This window comes from Lentzea terrae, from assembly GCF_003265345.1.
Classification (GTDB): domain Bacteria; phylum Actinomycetota; class Actinomycetes; order Mycobacteriales; family Pseudonocardiaceae; genus Lentzea; species Lentzea terrae.
Window position 1 is genome coordinate 78,134 of the sequence record NZ_QFWW01000006.1, and the last position, 15,777, is coordinate 93,910.

At 68.1% G+C, this 15,777-nt stretch carries 15 protein-coding genes; 8 read left to right on the forward strand and 7 right to left on the reverse strand.

Annotation, left to right across the window (positions count from 1 at the left end):
• The first annotated feature begins 27 nt into the window (after nucleotides 1-27).
• The gene (locus DI276_RS09395; protein WP_112262893.1) at nucleotides 28-1,185 is read left to right on the forward strand and encodes an FAD-dependent monooxygenase; all 1,158 of its coding nucleotides are present in this window, start codon (nucleotides 28-30) and stop codon (nucleotides 1,183-1,185) included.
• On the opposite strand, the gene DI276_RS09400 is transcribed toward DI276_RS09395, so the two are convergent.
• On the reverse strand, nucleotides 1,164-1,592 hold the full coding sequence (locus DI276_RS09400; RefSeq protein WP_112262894.1) for a MerR family transcriptional regulator: 429 nt from the start codon (nucleotides 1,590-1,592) through the stop codon (nucleotides 1,164-1,166). The two genes, DI276_RS09395 and DI276_RS09400, sit on opposite strands and share 22 nt — an antisense overlap.
• Nucleotides 1,593-1,622: 30 nt before the next feature.
• On the opposite strand from DI276_RS09400, the gene DI276_RS09405 reads away from it, so the two are divergent.
• A complete protein-coding gene (locus DI276_RS09405) occupies nucleotides 1,623-2,063 on the forward strand; it encodes a GNAT family N-acetyltransferase (RefSeq protein ID WP_112262895.1) in 441 nt (146 codons plus the stop codon).
• Here DI276_RS09405 and DI276_RS09410 read toward each other — a convergent pair.
• Both DI276_RS09410 and DI276_RS09415 read right to left on the reverse strand, forming a co-directional pair.
• A complete protein-coding gene (locus tag DI276_RS09410) occupies nucleotides 2,047-2,322 on the reverse strand; it encodes a hypothetical protein (protein ID WP_112262896.1) in 276 nt (91 codons plus the stop codon). The genes DI276_RS09405 and DI276_RS09410 overlap by 17 nt on opposite strands.
• A complete protein-coding gene (locus DI276_RS09415) occupies nucleotides 2,319-2,879 on the reverse strand; it encodes a variant leucine-rich repeat-containing protein (protein ID WP_112262897.1) in 561 nt (186 codons plus the stop codon). Before DI276_RS09415 ends, DI276_RS09410 begins: the two co-directional genes overlap by 4 nt.
• Before the next feature lie 121 nt (nucleotides 2,880-3,000).
• Here DI276_RS09415 and DI276_RS09420 point away from each other — a divergent pair, with 121 nt between their 5' ends.
• Nucleotides 3,001-5,910 (forward strand): substrate-binding domain-containing protein, encoded by a 2,910-nt coding sequence (locus DI276_RS09420; protein ID WP_157984599.1) that lies wholly within the window; start codon nucleotides 3,001-3,003, stop codon nucleotides 5,908-5,910.
• Nucleotides 5,911-6,033: 123 nt separating this feature from the next.
• Nucleotides 6,034-8,157 carry an FG-GAP-like repeat-containing protein gene (locus DI276_RS09425; protein ID WP_232836590.1) on the forward strand — a complete coding sequence of 708 codons (2,124 nt, stop codon included), beginning with the start codon at nucleotides 6,034-6,036 and terminating at the stop codon, nucleotides 8,155-8,157.
• A gap of 6 nt (nucleotides 8,158-8,163) precedes the next feature.
• Here the strand turns inward: DI276_RS09425 and DI276_RS09430 are convergent, their stop codons facing one another.
• Nucleotides 8,164-8,553: a response regulator gene (locus DI276_RS09430; RefSeq protein WP_112262900.1), complete on the reverse strand. Its 390-nt coding sequence runs from the start codon at nucleotides 8,551-8,553 to the stop codon at nucleotides 8,164-8,166.
• Nucleotides 8,554-8,654: 101 nt separating this feature from the next.
• Here DI276_RS09430 and DI276_RS09435 point away from each other — a divergent pair, with 101 nt between their 5' ends.
• From DI276_RS09435 to DI276_RS09445, 3 genes are all read left to right on the forward strand, one after another.
• On the forward strand, nucleotides 8,655-9,374 hold the full coding sequence (locus DI276_RS09435; protein ID WP_232836543.1) for a DUF4360 domain-containing protein: 720 nt from the start codon (nucleotides 8,655-8,657) through the stop codon (nucleotides 9,372-9,374).
• A gap of 74 nt (nucleotides 9,375-9,448) precedes the next feature.
• A complete protein-coding gene (locus tag DI276_RS09440; RefSeq protein ID WP_112262902.1) occupies nucleotides 9,449-10,078 on the forward strand; it encodes a DUF4360 domain-containing protein in 630 nt (209 codons plus the stop codon).
• A gap of 133 nt (nucleotides 10,079-10,211) precedes the next feature.
• A complete protein-coding gene (locus DI276_RS09445) occupies nucleotides 10,212-11,480 on the forward strand; it encodes a sensor histidine kinase (protein WP_112262903.1) in 1,269 nt (422 codons plus the stop codon).
• Here the strand turns inward: DI276_RS09445 and DI276_RS09450 are convergent.
• Complete coding sequence (locus DI276_RS09450) at nucleotides 11,477-12,577, reverse strand: abortive phage infection protein (RefSeq protein ID WP_112262904.1); 1,101 nt, start codon at nucleotides 12,575-12,577, stop codon at nucleotides 11,477-11,479. The two genes, DI276_RS09445 and DI276_RS09450, sit on opposite strands and share 4 nt — an antisense overlap.
• Nucleotides 12,578-12,615: 38 nt before the next feature.
• Here DI276_RS09450 and DI276_RS09455 point away from each other — a divergent pair, with 38 nt between their 5' ends.
• On the forward strand, nucleotides 12,616-13,236 hold the full coding sequence (locus DI276_RS09455) for a TetR/AcrR family transcriptional regulator (RefSeq protein WP_112262905.1): 621 nt from the start codon (nucleotides 12,616-12,618) through the stop codon (nucleotides 13,234-13,236).
• On the opposite strand, the gene DI276_RS09460 is transcribed toward DI276_RS09455, so the two are convergent.
• Both DI276_RS09460 and DI276_RS09465 read right to left on the reverse strand, forming a co-directional pair.
• A complete protein-coding gene (locus DI276_RS09460; RefSeq protein ID WP_232836544.1) occupies nucleotides 13,223-14,821 on the reverse strand; it encodes a serine/threonine-protein kinase in 1,599 nt (532 codons plus the stop codon). The genes DI276_RS09455 and DI276_RS09460 overlap by 14 nt on opposite strands.
• Nucleotides 14,818-15,417, reverse strand: coding sequence for a hypothetical protein (locus tag DI276_RS09465; RefSeq protein ID WP_112262906.1), 600 nt, complete (start codon nucleotides 15,415-15,417; stop codon nucleotides 14,818-14,820). The genes DI276_RS09460 and DI276_RS09465 overlap by 4 nt, the downstream gene beginning before the upstream one ends.
• Nucleotides 15,418-15,777 lie beyond the last annotated feature (360 nt).

Sequence of the window (15,777 nt, forward strand, 5' to 3'; positions counted from 1 at the left end):
TCGACTTCAGCAGCCACGCTTGTGCGCATGCGATTGAACGTTGCCGTTGTCGGTGGAGGTATCGGCGGTCTCGCGGCTGTGCTGGCGATCCGGCGGGCCGGGCACGAGGCCGTGTGCTTCGAACAGTCCAGCGAGCTCGGCGAGTTGGGAGCCGGAATCCAGATCGGCCCGAACGCCTCGCGACTGCTGCACCGCCTCGGGTTGTCCGAGGCGCTCGCCGCGGTGGCCGTCGAGCCGGCTCGCCTGCAGTTCCGCCGGTGGCACAGCGGCGCCGTCATCAAGGAGCTCGTCACCGGTCCGGAAGTCATCGCTGCCTTCGGTGCCCCGCACTACACGTTGCACCGCGCCGACCTGCACCGAGTTCTCGTCGACGCCGTCGCTGACGTCCGCCCGGGTCTTCAGTGTGTGGGCGCCGATCAGGACGACGACGGGGTGAACCTCCGTTTCGCCGACGGCACCTTTTACCGCGCGGACGTCGTCATCGGCGCCGACGGTCTCGGCTCGCGCCTGCGCCGGCTCGTGAGTTCCGGCGTTGCTCGTTTCTCCGGGAAGGCCGCATGGCGGGTCCTGGTCCCCGCCGAGGCCGTCCCGAACCTGGCCGATCCACCCACATTGCGGCTGTGGCTCGGGCCGGGCAAGCACGTGGTCTCCTACCCGGTCTCGGCAGGGCGGCTGCTCAACCTGGCCGCGGCGCTGCTGGCCGACGTCGAGGACACCGAGTCCTGGACCCGCGAGGGCCCCGCGGACGAGCTCGCCGCCGCGTTGCACGGCTGGGACCCCGACCTGCACACCGTCATCGCGGCCGCGAAGACGACTCTGCGACTGCCCCTGTTCGACCGGCCACCGCTCGAGCACATCGGCACGGGACGCATGACCCTGCTCGGCGACGCCGCACACCCGATGCTGCCCTTCTTCGCGCAGGGCGCCGCCCAGGCGATCGAGGACGCCTGGGTGCTGGGCCGCGTGCTGCGGAACGCGACCAGAGCGACCGCGCCGGACGCGCTTCGCCGGTACGAGCAGGCACGCCACGCCCGCACCGCCACGGTCCAGCAACGATCCGTCCGCAACGGCGAACTCTTCCAGCTGCCGAACGGCCTGCGGCAGCGCGTTCGCGACGTGGCCCTGCGCAGGTTCACCCTCACCAGGTTCGACTGGCTCTACGGCTACGACGCCGACACGGCCTGAGGTGCCAGCCAGCTGTCGATCTCCTCGGCCAGCCGAGGACAGCCACCGACCGGGTCGTCGCGCCGACACCGCAACGCGTGCGACAGGTACGCCTGAGCCGCCTGCAACCGGACGAGCTGCTCGTCGCACGCGGCCAACCGAGCCTTCACGGTGTCCCGCCACTCTCCCGAACGGCCGTCGTTCAGCACCGTGCGGATCTCGTCGAGACTCATCAGGGCCGTCTGCTGCAAGAGCTGGATCAACGCGATCCGGCGCACGTCGGCCGCGTCGTAGCGACGTCGCCCGGACTCGCGGCAACTCGGCACGAGCAAGCCTTGCTTCTCCCACCACCGCAACGTGGACACCGCCACGCCGAAGCGCCTGGCCACCTCGCCGATGGAGAACGTCCCCTGAGCATCCCCTAACATGAAGCTGACTTTAGCTCGGACGTACTTTTCTTGGGGGACAACGTGATCGTGCGCGAGGTACGACTGGAGGACGCGGCCGCCATCGCGGAGGTCAACCGCGAGGCGCTGGGGTACGACTTCCCGCTGGAGTCCACACAGGACCAGCTGGCGCGGATCATCAAGGCGCCCAACGTGGTGCTGTTCGTCGCCGTCGACTCCGAGGTGCTCGGCTACATCCAGCTCAGCGACTACGAGAACACCTACCACCGGCCGTTGAAGAACCTGATCACCCTCGCCATCTCGCCCCGGCACCAGCGCCGCGGTGTCGGCAGGCTGTTGCTGGCCGCCGGCGAGGAGTGGGCTCGGGCGGATGGTGCGTGTGGGGTGCGGCTGGTGACCGGGCAGAACCGGGTGGACGCGCGGAAGTTCTACGCGGCCAACGGATACGAGGTTCGGAAGGAGCAGACGAACCTCATCAAGTGGTGGGCCTGAGCAGTTCCAGCACGTCGGCCGGCGTCGCAGGGTTGCGCGCTAACGCTTGCCGCACAGCCGCGACCGGATCCGCGGCGAGCCGGTCGAACGCCTTTCGCGGCAAGTCGTGGCGGGCCGCCAACGCCTCTCGGACCTCGCTGTTCTCGTGCGCCGCGAACCGGAACAGCTCCACCGGCGACATGAACGAGTTCTCGGTCCGCAACGCATCGGGGTCGATCACCTCGTCCCCGCACACGAGCTCGAAGTAAGCGTCGCTCATGACTCCAGCAACTCCTCCATCACGTGCACCGGCAGCGACGGGTTCGCCGCCGCAGGCCTCGCCGTGAACTCACTGCCCAGCAGCTCCAGAATCGTCTCCACCGGCAGGTTCGGATGACAAGCGGCGAGGTACCGAGCCTGCGCATCCCCCAAACACAACAACAACGTCTCCCCACACGCGCGAGGATGCCGAGCAATCGCCCGGTACGTCTCCACATCAGCCCCGGCATGCGACGCCATGTGGTGCAACAGATCAGGCGGACAGTGCGGGTTCCGCGCCACCTCCAGCCAGTGCCCCTGCTGCTCGGCCAGCTCCCAGAGCTGCGCCTCCGTGACCTGGGGTTGGGTCACCACTTCCTCAGCCCGGCCGGCAGCCAGCAGCGCGGACACGACCGCGGGGTCGTCGCGGGCCAGCAGCGCCTGCACCTGTGCGGGGGTGAGGTCGGTGCGGCGCGCCAGTTCGAGGCTCGTCACGCCGTCCGCCAGCGCGATCAGGCGGTCGAGCAGGTGCGGAGGCAGCGCGGGGTTCTCCGCCAGGCCGTCCAGCACGGTGTCCACGAGCCAATCCCCCTGGTAACACGGCAGGCATTCCCCCCGACAACGCGTATCATCCCGAAACGCGTTGAGTAGCGGGGGTTTTGTGGCGAACGGCAGTGCGAAGCGACGTCCCACCATCGGGATGATCACCGCTGGCCCGCTCATCGAGCTCGCGGGCGAGCAGTGGCGCGGTGTCAGTGACGGCGCCTTGCACCTCGGGTGTGACCTGCTTTGTTTCGTCGGCAGCGAATTGGACCACCCGGACGCGCACAAGCGGCGGGCCAACACCGTTTACGACCTGATTTCGCCCAATCGGATCGATGCGCTCGTTGTGTGGACTACGCGCGTGGGGCAGCTCGTCGGGTCCGCGGGCATGCAGGAGTTCGTGAAGCGGTACGCGCCGATGCCGATGGTGAGTGTGGAGACCTCCCTCGCGCAGTGGCCGACCGTTCTGATGGACAACCGGGACGGCATGGAACAGGCCGTTGACCACCTCATCGAGGTGCACGGCAAGCGCAGGATCGCGTTCGTGAGAGGACCGCAAACGCATGCGGGCGCGCAGGAGCGGTACCAGGGGTACGCGGACTCGTTGAGCAAGCACGGGATTCCGTTCAACCCCGAGCTGATCACCATGCCCGGCTCGTTCATCTGGGAACCGAGCGGCGCGGCCGAGGCGATCAGAAAGATGATCGCCGGCCTCGACGAGCCGCCGGACGCCATCGCCGCGGCGAACGACGACTACGCCATCGGCGTCGTGTCCGCGTTGGAGGAGTTGGGGTTCCGCACGCCAGAAGACGTCGCGGTCGTCGGGTACGACAACCACACCAACGTCCGCACGCACGATCTCGGCTACGTGACGGCCACGGGCGATGGGCCGCCGGACCGGGTGCGTCGCGAGGTGAACATCGACGCGGCGACGCCCGCGTTCACCACGGTCAGGGCGCCGTTCCACGAGATGGGGTACCGGGCCGCGGAACTGGCGATGGCGCTCGTCCAGGGCCGGCCCACGCTCCCGATGCAGACCATGTCGACCGAGTTGATCGTCCGGAGGTCGTGCGGCTGTCTGCCGTCCGGTCTCGGCGACCACGCTCCCGCGCACGGCCGGCTCAACATCTCCGAGTCGGCGACGGCCGCCACGGTGGCCGACCACCTGCGCAGCTCGCTCGGCCCGTTGCAGGCCAGGCTCCCGGACGGCTGGGCAGAGCAGCTGATCGTCGAGCTCATGGCGGCCGGCAGAGGAGAGGTCGAAGGGGCCGAGTTCCTCCGGCTGCTCGCCGAGTACATCCGGGCGAGCGCGCGCGCCGGATGCGAACCTGAACGCTGGTGGCCACCGCTGTTCGACCTCCATCGGTTCGTGACGGCACGGATCAGCGACGCCACGCTCATCAACGACCTGTGGCTGCGCGTGCAACTCCTTGTCGGCGATGCGTTCGCCACGGACGCACGGTTCAAGTACCTCTCGCACGAACGCCACGACCAGACGGTGCGCGAAGCAGGACAACGGCTCATCGCGTCGCGCGACGTCGACGAGCTGACGAACGCCCTCACCGAAGAACTCCCCCGCCTAGGCATCCCTGGCTGTCACGTCATGGCGTACGACAACGCGGGTACGGCGCGCGCGCTCGTGCGGTACGAGGGCAACGAGCTAAAGGAACACCCGACCGCCCCGTTCCCCGCCATCAACCTGACGCCGTACCCCTTCAAGAGGCCGCAGCCGTTCAGCGCGATGTGCGTGCCGCTCTACACCGACGAAGACCACCTCGGCTACGCGATCTTCGAGCAGGGCCCGGAACCCGGCTGGATCTACGAGGCCGTGCAGCAGCAGCTCAGCAGCGCACTCCGCGGCATCCGGCTGATGCAGGAACTGAAGGACGCGCGCGCACGGCTCGAAGAACGCGTCGGCGAGACCGAAGCCCAACTGCGGCACGCACAGAAGATGGAGGCCATCGGCCGGTTGACCGGTGGCATCGCGCACGACTTCAACAACATCCTCACCGTCGTGAACGGCAACAGCGAGATGCTGCTGCGGCGCACGCTTCAGGACGACCCGCGCCGCACTGCGATCGAGGACATCAGGCACGCCGGCGAACGGGCCGCGAACCTCACCCGGCAGCTGCTCGCGTTCACCCGTCAGCAGGTCCTGCACCCGGAGTCGCTCGACCTGAAGCACAACCTCACCAAGATCCACTCGATGCTGCGCACGCTCGTCGGCGACCACATCGAGCTGGAGCTCGAACTGCCGGACCGCATCGCCCGCGTGTGGGCGGACGCGGGCCAGGTCGAACAGATCCTGTTCAACCTCGCGGTCAACTCCCGCGACGCGATGCCTGACGGCGGCACGCTCACGATCTCCGTCGCGGACACCACGCTCGGCCACGGCGACACCGGCCGGATCGTCGGCGTCCGGCCGGGCGAGTACGTCGTGCTGCGCGTCCAGGACACCGGCGCCGGCATGGCACCGGACGTGCAGGCGCAGGTGTTCGAGCCGTACTTCACCACCAAACCGGTCGGCAAGGGCACCGGCCTCGGCCTGAGCACGGTGTTCGGCATCGTGCAGCAGTCCGGCGGCCAGATCGAGCTGATCAGCGCACCGGGCAAGGGCACGACCGTCGAGGTCTACCTGCCGGTCCCGCACGAACGCGATGGCACGCCTGAAGCACCGTGCGCGCGCCGCGCCACCACGCACCAAGGAGCGGGCACGGTGCTCGTGGTGGAGGACGACGCGCAGGTGCGGATCATGACCCGCCGCTCGCTGGAGGCCGCCGGTTACTCGGTGATCGAGGCGAGCGACGGCCAGGAGGCGCTGCAGCTCGCGACGGCCCACCGCAGCACGATCGACCTCGTGCTCACCGACGTCGTGATGCCGAAGATGGGCGGGCCCGAACTGGTCCGGCTGCTGCGCTCGACCGGCGCCGCGCCCGCCGTCATCTACATGTCCGGCTACACGACAGACGAGGTCCTCGACGACGAAGTGCTGATCACCAAGCCGTACGTGGAGAGCGAACTCCTGGAACGCGTCCGGGACGCACTTGCGGACCCCTTCAAGGCCTGACGCTCGTTGTACTGATGCATTCGGACCTGTCGGACAACACAACCCCCTTGTTGGATCGGGTTCGGGGACCTCGCTGGGGAGTGGCGGGGTAGTTCGATCTCTGAGGGGGAGATTCGCTTGTCTGTGCTCAAATTCGGCCGAAGATCAGCCGCGGTTGCGGCGAGCTTGCTGATGGCCGCGGCCGGGGTGGTGCCGGCCGTCGGCGCCGCTGCCGCAGTCGACCAGGTGGTGTTCTGGAACGGGGTCGTGCTGGACACCTTCCGGCAGGCCGGGGGTGCACCGGGCCCGCTGGCCAGGGGTTCCGCGATGACGTTCCGGGCGATGCAGGCCGCCAACGTCCCGCAGGCGCCCAACCGCAGTGCCGCGATGGCCGCGGCGGCCTACAACGTGCTGATCCGGGTCTTCAACCGGAACGACTACCCGGGCGTCACGCTCGACTTCGCGGCCAAGTACGACGAGGCACTGACGCACGCCGGTTCCAGCGGCAACGACGCCTCCACCACGTTCGGCCGGCAGAAGGCCGAGGCCGAAGTGGCCGCGCGGGCCAACGACGGCTGGAACGACCGCACACCTTATGTACCGGCCGGCAACATGCCGGGAGCATGGCGGCCGACCGGCGGGTCCTGCGCCAGCGCGGCCGACACGGGCACCCCGAACTGGGGCAAGGTCCGGCCGTTCGTGCTCTCGTCCGGGTCGCAGTTCCGGCCGCCGGCACCCTCCAACGCCACCAACTACGGTCAGCTGCTGAGCAGCACCGAGTACAACACCCAGGTCACCGAGGTGTTCCAGTTCGGCGGGAAAGACGGCCCCGGCGTCGTGCGCAACCAGGAGCAGACCGAGATCGCCTGGTTCTGGGCCAACGACCTGGACCGCACCTACAAGCCGCCGGGCCAGCTGCTGGAGCACACCCGGATCATCGCGGAGCGGCAGGCGCTCAACCAGGACGAGAAGATCAAGCTGTTCACCTGGGTGGCCGTCGCGCTCGCCGACGCCTCCATCGCGGCGTGGGACACCAAGTTCCAGACCCCGATCGACCTGTGGCGACCGGTCGACGGCGTCAACCACAACTACCCCGGCGCCAACTGGCTGCCGCTGTCGGCCGACCGCGACGGCAACCCGGTCACCCCGTGCTTCTCGGCCTGGGTGTCCGGGCACGCCACCTTCGGCGGGGCCTGGGCCGGGGTGATGAAGCGGTACTTCGGCAGCGACGAGATCCCGGGCGGGCCGTTCGAGGCCACCACCGAGGACCCGCACGCGGCCACCGAGCCGGACGGCACCGTGAAGCGCCGCACGTTCAGCTCCTTCACCGCTGCCGCGAGAGAGAACGCGTTGAGCCGGCTCTATCTAGGCGTGCACTACCGCTTCGACGGCGACCTCGACGGACTCACCCTCGGCGACAACGTGGCCGCCACCGTGGTCTCGGCCGCCCAGGTACCGGAGCTGTGGACGCCCACGGGCACGTTGGGCGACCTCGATCTCGACGGCAAGAACGACGTCCTGGCGCGGAACCGGGCGGGAGAGCTCCTGCTCTACCCCGGCACCGGCGCACCGGGCTTCAAGCCGCCCTACCGCGTCGGCGCGGGGTTCAACTTCGCCAACTCCATGGTGATCGCCGACTTCACGCTGGACGGGAAGCCCGACCTGGTCACCAGGCGGGCGAGCAACGGCGAGCTGACTCTCTTCGCCCACACCGGCAACCCCGCCGCACCGTTCAACGGCACCGGTGATGTCATCGGGGTCGGTTTCGGCGGCATGGACGCGATCAACGCCGTCGACATGACCCTGGACGGGAAGCCCGACCTGGTCACCCGCCGAGCCAGCAACGGCGAACTGCGGCTCTTCGCCCACACCGGCAACGTCGGCGCCCCGCTCAACGGCACCGGCTCGGTCATCGGGACCGGCTTCGGCGGCATGGACGCGATCAACGCCGTCGACCTCACCCTCGACGGCAAGCCCGACCTGCTCACCCGCCGGGCCCGCGACGGAGAGCTGAGGCTCTTCGCCCACACCGGCAACGTCGGCGCGCCCATCAACGGCACCGGCACCGACGTGGGCTCCGGCTTCGGCGGCATGAACGCCCTGCTGGTCGGCGACTTCAACAACGACCACCGAGCGGATCTGATCACCCGCCAGACCGCCACCGGTGAGCTGAGGTTCTACGCGCACACCGGCCGTGCCGGCGCACCGTTCGCCGGCACGGGCACCGTCATCGGCGTCGGCTGGAACGGCATGACCGACATCGACTGATCATCGTCAGGAGGCTTGTGCGCGCCGCGCCACCGCGGCGCGCACGGTCTCGTCGAGCTTCTCGATGCGGAACGGCTTCTGCAGGTAGCCCGCGACGTCGTAGCCGGCGAACCGGCGCTCCAGCGATGTTCGGTCGTGGCCGCTGGTCAGCACGACGGGCACCTGCAGTCCCTCGCGCGCCAGCTCGGCCAGCACCTCCCCGCCGGACAGGCCGGGCATGCTGTGGTCGAGCAGCATCGCGCTGATCTCCGCGCTGCGTTCGCGCACGATCGCGATCGCCTCGGTGCCGTCGCTGGCCTGCAGGACCGTGAAACCGAGCTCCTCGAGCAGGCTGACGGTGTACCTCCGCACGGGGTCCTCGTCCTCGACCACGAGCACCAGCCCAGCTTGCGACATGCGCGTCAGTATGCCGGAAACTATTCGGTCTCTCAGCACCAGGGCGGCACCTGTTTTTGGCAATTCTTCACGAACTGCTCCATCAGTGTGACCTGGGCCATTTGGATCACACCATTGGTAGAGGGTCTGCGCTAACCTTCGCGGCACCGCTGCCGCTCCACGCTGAGAAAGAGGCACCAGGAAAGGCCAACTTCATGCGTAAAGCGACGGCAGCAGCCGCTCTGGCCGTGCTGTTCACATTGTCGTCCACACCTGCGCACGCCGACGCGATTCCTTCGGAGCGGGTGACGGTCGACGTGGTGACGGTGAACGGTTCCGGGTGCAAGCAAGGCACCGCAGAAGTGATCGTGTCACCCGACAACACTTCGTTCTGGGTGATCTACAGCGACTACCTCGCCCAGGCGGGCAAGGGCGCCGGTGCGACCGACTTCCGGAAGAACTGCCAGCTCAACCTGCAGATCAACGTGCCGCAGGGCTTCACCTACGGCATCGCGGAAGCGAACTACGCCGGTTACGGGAACCTCGGCCGCGGCGCCACCGGGCACCAGTGGGTGAGTTACTACTTCCAAGGTCAATCGGCCACCACCACGTGGAAGCACTCCTTCAACGGGCCGTTCGACGACAACTGGTCGATCACGCACCGCACCGAGTTCTCGGAGATCGTTTGGGCACCGTGCGGAGAGAAGCGCAATCTCAACGTCAACAGCGCGCTGCGCGTTGACAAGGGTAGCTCGGATGCCAATACAAACAGTTTCATGACGATGGACTACACGCGCGGAGAAGTGCGTACCCTGCACCACTTCTCGTGGAAGCGCTGCTGATATTCAACAAAGGCCGCCGCCGCCATCTCAACCGCCGCCACCCCCCTGCGAGTTGCGTTGGAAAGGTGTCCACCATGCTCAACGCGGTTGCCGCTGCCCTGCTGGCCTCGACCATCATCATCCCGCCCGGCGCACCGAACGAGACGCCGCCGCCCGACCACATCACGATCGACATCGTCACGATCAACGGCTCGGGCTGTCCCGCGGGCACGGCGGCCGTCGCTGTCTCCGAGGACAACAAGGCCTTCACGGTCACCTACAGCGACTACCTGGCCCAGGTCGGCGTCGGCGCCAAGCCCACCGACCTGCGCAAGAACTGCCAGCTCAACCTGCGGGTCAACGTGCCGCAGGGCTTCACCTACGGCGTCGCTCAAGCCGACTACAGAGGCTTCGCTCATCTGGAGCGCGGTGCGTACGCCATCGAGAAGGCCAACTACTACTTCCAGGGCATGTCCCAGACGGAGCAGATCTCGCACCGGTACAACGGACCCGTCAGCGACGACTGGCAGGCCACCGACACCACCGAGGTCGCCGCGATCGTCTACGCCCCGTGCGGCGAGAAGCGGAACTTCAACATCAACACGGAGCTCCGGGTCTACGGCGGCACCTCCAACACCGCCACGACCACGAGCTTCATGACGATGGACTCGACCGACGGCAACCTCGAGACGACGTACCACTTCGCCTGGAAGGAGTGCCCGTAGCCACCTCTCTCGGCTACCGCACACGCCCGGTGCGTGTGCGGTAGCACATTTGTGAGCGCCACGGCGTACGAAACCGCGTTGTCGACTGTCTGCACTGTGTGACGGGGCAGGTCGGGGCGAAGGGGCAGCAGTTATGCCAACCGCGACATACGCGCAGTACGGTGATGGCCGGAAGGCTCACAAGGGAGGTCGGATCCTGACCGCCACGCTGCTTCCGGCCAGGCGCACGCAGAACGCCGAGGCCGGCTCGCGCTGGTCTCTGCGCGGCGACCCGCGCCAGCTCCTCATCGACCTGGCGATGGTTCTCGTCGCGCTGCTCGACGTCTGGCTGAAGTCGCAGTGGATCAAGGCACTGCCGCCGGACCCTGACTTCCCCGCCGTCCAGGTCTACCAGGAGGTGTTCAACTGGATCGCGGTCGCCGCGCTGCTGATGCGCCGCCGCTTCCCGTTCCTGGTCCTCGTGCTGACCGTGCCCGGCTTCTTCACCGGCTGGGCGCAGATGGCCGCGATGATCGCCCTCTACACGGTGGCGCGCCGCTACGTGACCGGCTGGCAGACCGTCGTGGCCGGGGTGCTCGTGTGGTCGTGCCGCTTCATGACCTGGCCGCCGTCGGAGTTCACCAAGACCCCGCTCTCCGGCCACTTCCACTCGGCGATCTACGGCTTCCTCGTGGTGGGCCTGCCGATCGCGATCGCCCTGCTCGCGCACGCCCGGCAGGAGCTGTCTGCCCGCATCACCGAGCTCGCCGAGTCGCGCGAGAGAGAACGCGTGCTGCACGCGCACGCCATCAGAGCGGACGAACGGGCAAAGCTCGCCCGCGAGATGCACGATGTGGTGTCCCACCAGGTCAGCCTCATCGCGATGCAGGCGGGCGCGCTGCGCATGGCCGTGGCCGACGCCGAGCACAAGCAGGTCGCGGGCACCATCCGCACTCTCTCGACCAGAACGCTGGACGAGCTCCGTCAGCTCGTGTCCGTCCTGCGCGCCCCAGAGGACACCCCGCAGCCGGGCGTCGACGAGCTGGCCGAGCTCGCCGCCGATGCCGGTTTCGAGGTGTCCGTGCAGCTCAAGGGCGCGGTGCAGGACCTCGCCGCACCGGTGTCCGGCGCGGTGTACCGGACGGTGCAGGAGGCCCTGACCAACATCCGCAAGCACGCCGTCGGGTCGAGCGCGACGGTGCTCATCGACGCGGACGACAGCGCCGGCGACGTCCTGGTCGAGGTGCGCAACACGCCGCCGTCCAGCCCGTCGTCCTCACTCCCGAGCGGCGGGCACGGCCTCGTCGGGCTGCGGGAACGGGCCACGTTGCTGGGCGGCCAGTTCTCCGCGGGACCGACCGAGGAAGGCGGCTTCCTGGTGTCGGCGTCGTTCCCGAAGCAGCGAACGGTCTCCGCCGACTAGCGGTTGTGCTTCCGGAACGCGTGGTACGACTGCTTGGGCTCCAGCCGGTACGGCGAGTTGTCGTCGTCGAACCGCGCACGGATCGTGCGGAACAAACTGTACGAGGCCATGTCGTAGTCGCGATCGCGGCACGTCGGGTGGTGCGGCGAGTCCGGTGAGATGACCGAGTACAGGTGCGCACCCGCCAACTGCTCCGCGCCGAACACCCGGAGCATGCGGGCGATGTGGTCGGCCTGCTCGCGTTCGTCGCGCGTGTAACCGGGCTTGATCACGGGCGGATCGGCCCCGTAGTCGACGATGCCCCAGCCCATGCCGCCGAGCTTCGCCGCGCCCGTGAAGGTGCAGCAGCCGAACTCCAGGATCATGATCGGCTTGTTCCAGCGCCGGTACTGGCCGAGGTCAGTTGTGTACTCGGCATCGGTCTCGAAGTACGGGTAGTAGTCGAGCCCGACGATGTCGAACAGCGACCAGTCGTTCCACACCGCGTCGGCGCCGGCGGCCGAGCCGTAGGTGATCCGGCCGTGGAACTCGCGGCGCGTGACCTCGACGGCCCGCGCCATGAACTGGCGGAACCGCCGGATGATCGCGGGCCACTCGGAGTCCGGAATCGACTCGATGTTCTCGATCCGCTCCAGGAAGTTCGCGCCGGGGATGATGCCCGGCGTGAACAGGAAGTGCTCGCAGCCGGTGACGAACTTGACGTTGTCGCCGGTCCGCCTGCGCTCGGCCGCGCGGGCGGCCTCCGCCATGTGCTCCAGGATCTCGTCCTGCGGGTGATCGTAGAGGCGGGGCTGCACGAACACCTCCATGCCGCGGCGGAGCGCCACGTCCGTCGTCTCGGCGAGCCGGCCGAGGTCGGTGCCGAGCGTGGTGATGGACGGGCAGCGCAGCTCGTTCGCGATCATCCCGAGCTCACGTTCCAGCTGCCCGCGGCTCCACCGGACCCGGCTGAGGGGATCTCCCGCCGCGTGCAACACCCCCGTGTCGTAGCAAACGCCCCCGCGCAGCTTCGGCATCGCGGCTGATGCCCTGCCTCCCACCGCCGCGAGCGCGGCCGCACCGGCAACAGCCTTCAAGAACACCTTTCGACTGATCATCGTTCCCCCTGACTAGTTACTCAACTAGGCTACTAGTCATGCAACCAGAAAATCGGTCGGGCGACCAGAAGCGCAGCTTCATCGAGGACGCCCGGCGCGGGCAGATCGTCGCCGCGACGATCGAGACGATCGCCGAGATCGGGTACGCGAAAGCGTCGTTCGTGCAGATCGCGCGGCGTGCGGGCATCAGCCCGGGGCTCATCACGTACCACTTCGCCAAGCGCGAGGAGTTGATGAAGCAGGTCATGCTCACCGTGCACAACTCGATGGACGCGGCGCTGACCGCCCGCACCGAGGGCTCCGAGAGCTACCGCATCGCGTTGCGCGGCCTGATCGAGGGCTTCGTGCACTACTGCGCCGAACACCCCACCGAGCTGATCGCGATCAGCCAGATCGCCGCCGCCGCGCGCGATGCCGAGGCGGCGCGGACGTGGTCGGAGGAGCAGAACGCCAACGCCCTGACCGAACTCGAAGAGATGTTCCGCGAGGGCCAGGAGTGCGACGAGTTCCGCGAGTTCGCACCGCGCGTGATGGCCGTGTCGGTGATGGCCGCGATGGAGGCCACGCCGGCCGAGCTCATGGCCCGGCCGGGCACCGACGTCGCCGCGTACGCGAAGGAGCTGGCAGACCTGTTCGACTTTGCGGTCAGGCGCGCTTAGACGCGATCGACGCGCTGATGGCCGCCGCCGCCCCGAGCACACCGCACGTCAACGCGATGGAGAGCGTCGGCTCGTTCGTCTTCAGCACCGAAACCAGCAGCCACACGGCCAGGCCGAGCCCGAACCCGAGCGGCACCGACGCGATCACCGCGGCCACCCCGGTCTGCCGCTTGCGCAACGCCCGCAGGTTCGACTCCAGGTAGGCCAACGTGAAGAGCAGCAACAGCGCCGACCCGGTGCCCATGATGCTCAGCCACGGCGTCTGGTTGGAGACCAGCAGCAGCTCACGCCCGTCGATGGACGCTGTCACGGCCCCACCCACGATCCACCGCGTGGCGCCGGGCAGCACGAAGCCCTCCGCTCCGCGTTGGACGTTCGCGAGCTCGATCCCCGCCAGATTCACGACGAGCTGGTTTCCCTGCTCCACCACGGGATTCGCCAGGTTCGTGCTGATTTCGGGGAGCTCCCGGCCGGTGGCCAGGAACGGCACCACGACCAGGGCAAGCAACGCGATGGCGGCCACCAGCCACAGCGCCCACGGCGTCGACGGCGGCTTGATCACCTGAGCGGCCGGCACGAGCGTGCTGCTGCCACTGAGCCGCGCGGCCGGCACCGGGTCCACCAGCGTGGCCCGAATCGGTTGCTGCGCAAGCGAAACCGTGTCCCGCCCGACCGGCCGCAACGACGGTCGCGTGGACGACGCCGACACCTGCGGCGCGAGGTGCACCGGAATCCCCATGCGCGTCAACCAGTCCGGCCCGAACAGGTGCCCCGCCGCACCAGCCAGGTCGATCGCGAACGTCTCGGCGTTGCGGTACCGCGCGTCCGGATCCCGCGCGATGCTGCGCATCACCACGCCCGCAAGGGGTTCCGGCACGTTCTGCAGCGGCCGCGGGTCCTGGTAGACCCGCTTCTGGATCATCGCGAGCGGCCCGCCACCACGTTCGAACGGCAGATCCCCGCTCAACAGCTCGTACAACACCGTGCCGGTCGCGTAGACGTCCGCGGCGGGCGTGAGCGCGTTGCCCATCGCCTGCTCCGGCGCGATGTACGCAGGCGTGCCGAGCACAGCACCGCCGTGCGTCACCAGCGTCGCACCCTCCGACACCACCTGCGAGATGCCGAAGTCCGCCACCTTCACGACCCCATTGGACGTGAACAACAAGTTCTTCGGCTTGACGTCGAGGTGCAGCACCCCAGCCTCGTGCGCCGCGTGCAACCCGGACAACGTCGCCAGCACCAGCGCACACGACTGCTGCGCCGTCAGCCCGTCCGAAGCGAACCGCGACCACACCGTGCCACCGTCGAGCCGTTCCATCACCAGCAGGTGCTCACCCTGCTGCCGCACGTAGTCGTAAACCGGCACGATGTGCGGGTGGTCGAGCCGCGCCAGCAACCGCGCCTCGTGCTCAAACCTCTCACTCATCCGCGGGTCTTCCGCGACCGCGTGCGGCAACCGCTTGATCGCCACCGGCCGCCCGAGCTGCCGATGCACGCCGCCGTAGACGACGCCCATCCCACCCTCGCCGATCTGTTCGCCGACCGAGTACTGCGGCAGCGCGGCGACCACACTGGACAAAGTCACCGTTGAATCCTCACGGTATCCATTTCGGACGGTGGCAGTTGCTCACCAGGATGAGGCGTCACATAGCCAAGCAGCAACGCAGCAGCAGCCGCCCCGACGATGAACGGAATCTCCGCCGTGGGCGACGGCGCCACCAACCGCAACACCGACAACGTGATCACCGCAACGAGCCCGGTCCCAATCCCGGCCGGCAAGAACCGCATGGCCCGCTGCCACCGGTTGTGCGGCAGCCGCCGTCGCGCCAGCGCGATCAACGCCCCAGCCCACGACAGCCCGGTCAACACCAGCACACCCAACCCGAACGCGCCGTAAACCGACCACAACGACCCCTTGACGTCCCCGGTCGTCTCAACCGAGGCAATGGTCTCCCGCTGCACGTCGATCGCCTCAACCGTGACCGGAAGGAGACCAATGGCCTGCGACCCCAAATCCGTCGGTTCGAGCGGGAACGACCGAGTCTCCGACGACTGCGGCGGCACGTCGAACGGAACCGTTGTGTCGTAGGTGAAGAAGGTCAACGCCAACGCCGTCCCACTGATCCGCACAGTCTTGACGCGCTGCACGGTGTTCGTGTTGTTGCGCACCGTGATGGACACCCGCGCAGTATCCGCAGGGTTCAACACCAGGGTCCCTACTCCAACCGGCCTACCGTCCACATCGGCCTCGAGCAGAACAGACCCGTCCTGTGCGGACGCCGTTGACGGCAGCAGCATAATTCCGCACCACAGCAGTAAACCTGCACCGGTCAAGCGACGTCTCACTAGCGCACCTTCGGTTCTGATCCCGGGGAGAGGGAATGCGGTCTTTAGGCTTACTCGTGGCTTTAGCGGCCGGTGTTACGGTGCTGAGCGCCACACCGGCAGCAGCCCAGCAGCCCCCGGCGCTCACGCTGAGCCCGAACGTCGGCGCCCCTGGAACGGCCTTCAAGCTCAACTGGTCCGGGGTCTACTTCCCCC

What these genes read in the sequence shown, in the direction of transcription:
- DI276_RS09430 (WP_112262900.1), bottom strand. Translation starts at nt 8,553, where the DNA reads ATGTCGCAAGCTGGGCTGGTGCTCGTGGTCGAGGACGAGGACCCCGTG.
- DI276_RS09420 (WP_157984599.1), top strand. Translation starts at nt 3,001, where the DNA reads ATGATCACCGCTGGCCCGCTCATCGAGCTCGCGGGCGAGCAGTGGCGC.
- DI276_RS09445 (WP_112262903.1), top strand. Translation starts at nt 10,212, where the DNA reads ATGCCAACCGCGACATACGCGCAGTACGGTGATGGCCGGAAGGCTCAC.
- DI276_RS09395 (WP_112262893.1), top strand. Translation starts at nt 28, where the DNA reads ATGCGATTGAACGTTGCCGTTGTCGGTGGAGGTATCGGCGGTCTCGCG.
- DI276_RS09450 (WP_112262904.1), bottom strand. Translation starts at nt 12,577, where the DNA reads ATGATCAGTCGAAAGGTGTTCTTGAAGGCTGTTGCCGGTGCGGCCGCG.
- DI276_RS09455 (WP_112262905.1), top strand. Translation starts at nt 12,616, where the DNA reads ATGCAACCAGAAAATCGGTCGGGCGACCAGAAGCGCAGCTTCATCGAG.
- DI276_RS09400 (WP_112262894.1), bottom strand. Translation starts at nt 1,592, where the DNA reads ATGTTAGGGGATGCTCAGGGGACGTTCTCCATCGGCGAGGTGGCCAGG.
- DI276_RS09440 (WP_112262902.1), top strand. Translation starts at nt 9,449, where the DNA reads ATGCTCAACGCGGTTGCCGCTGCCCTGCTGGCCTCGACCATCATCATC.
- DI276_RS09410 (WP_112262896.1), bottom strand. Translation starts at nt 2,322, where the DNA reads ATGAGCGACGCTTACTTCGAGCTCGTGTGCGGGGACGAGGTGATCGAC.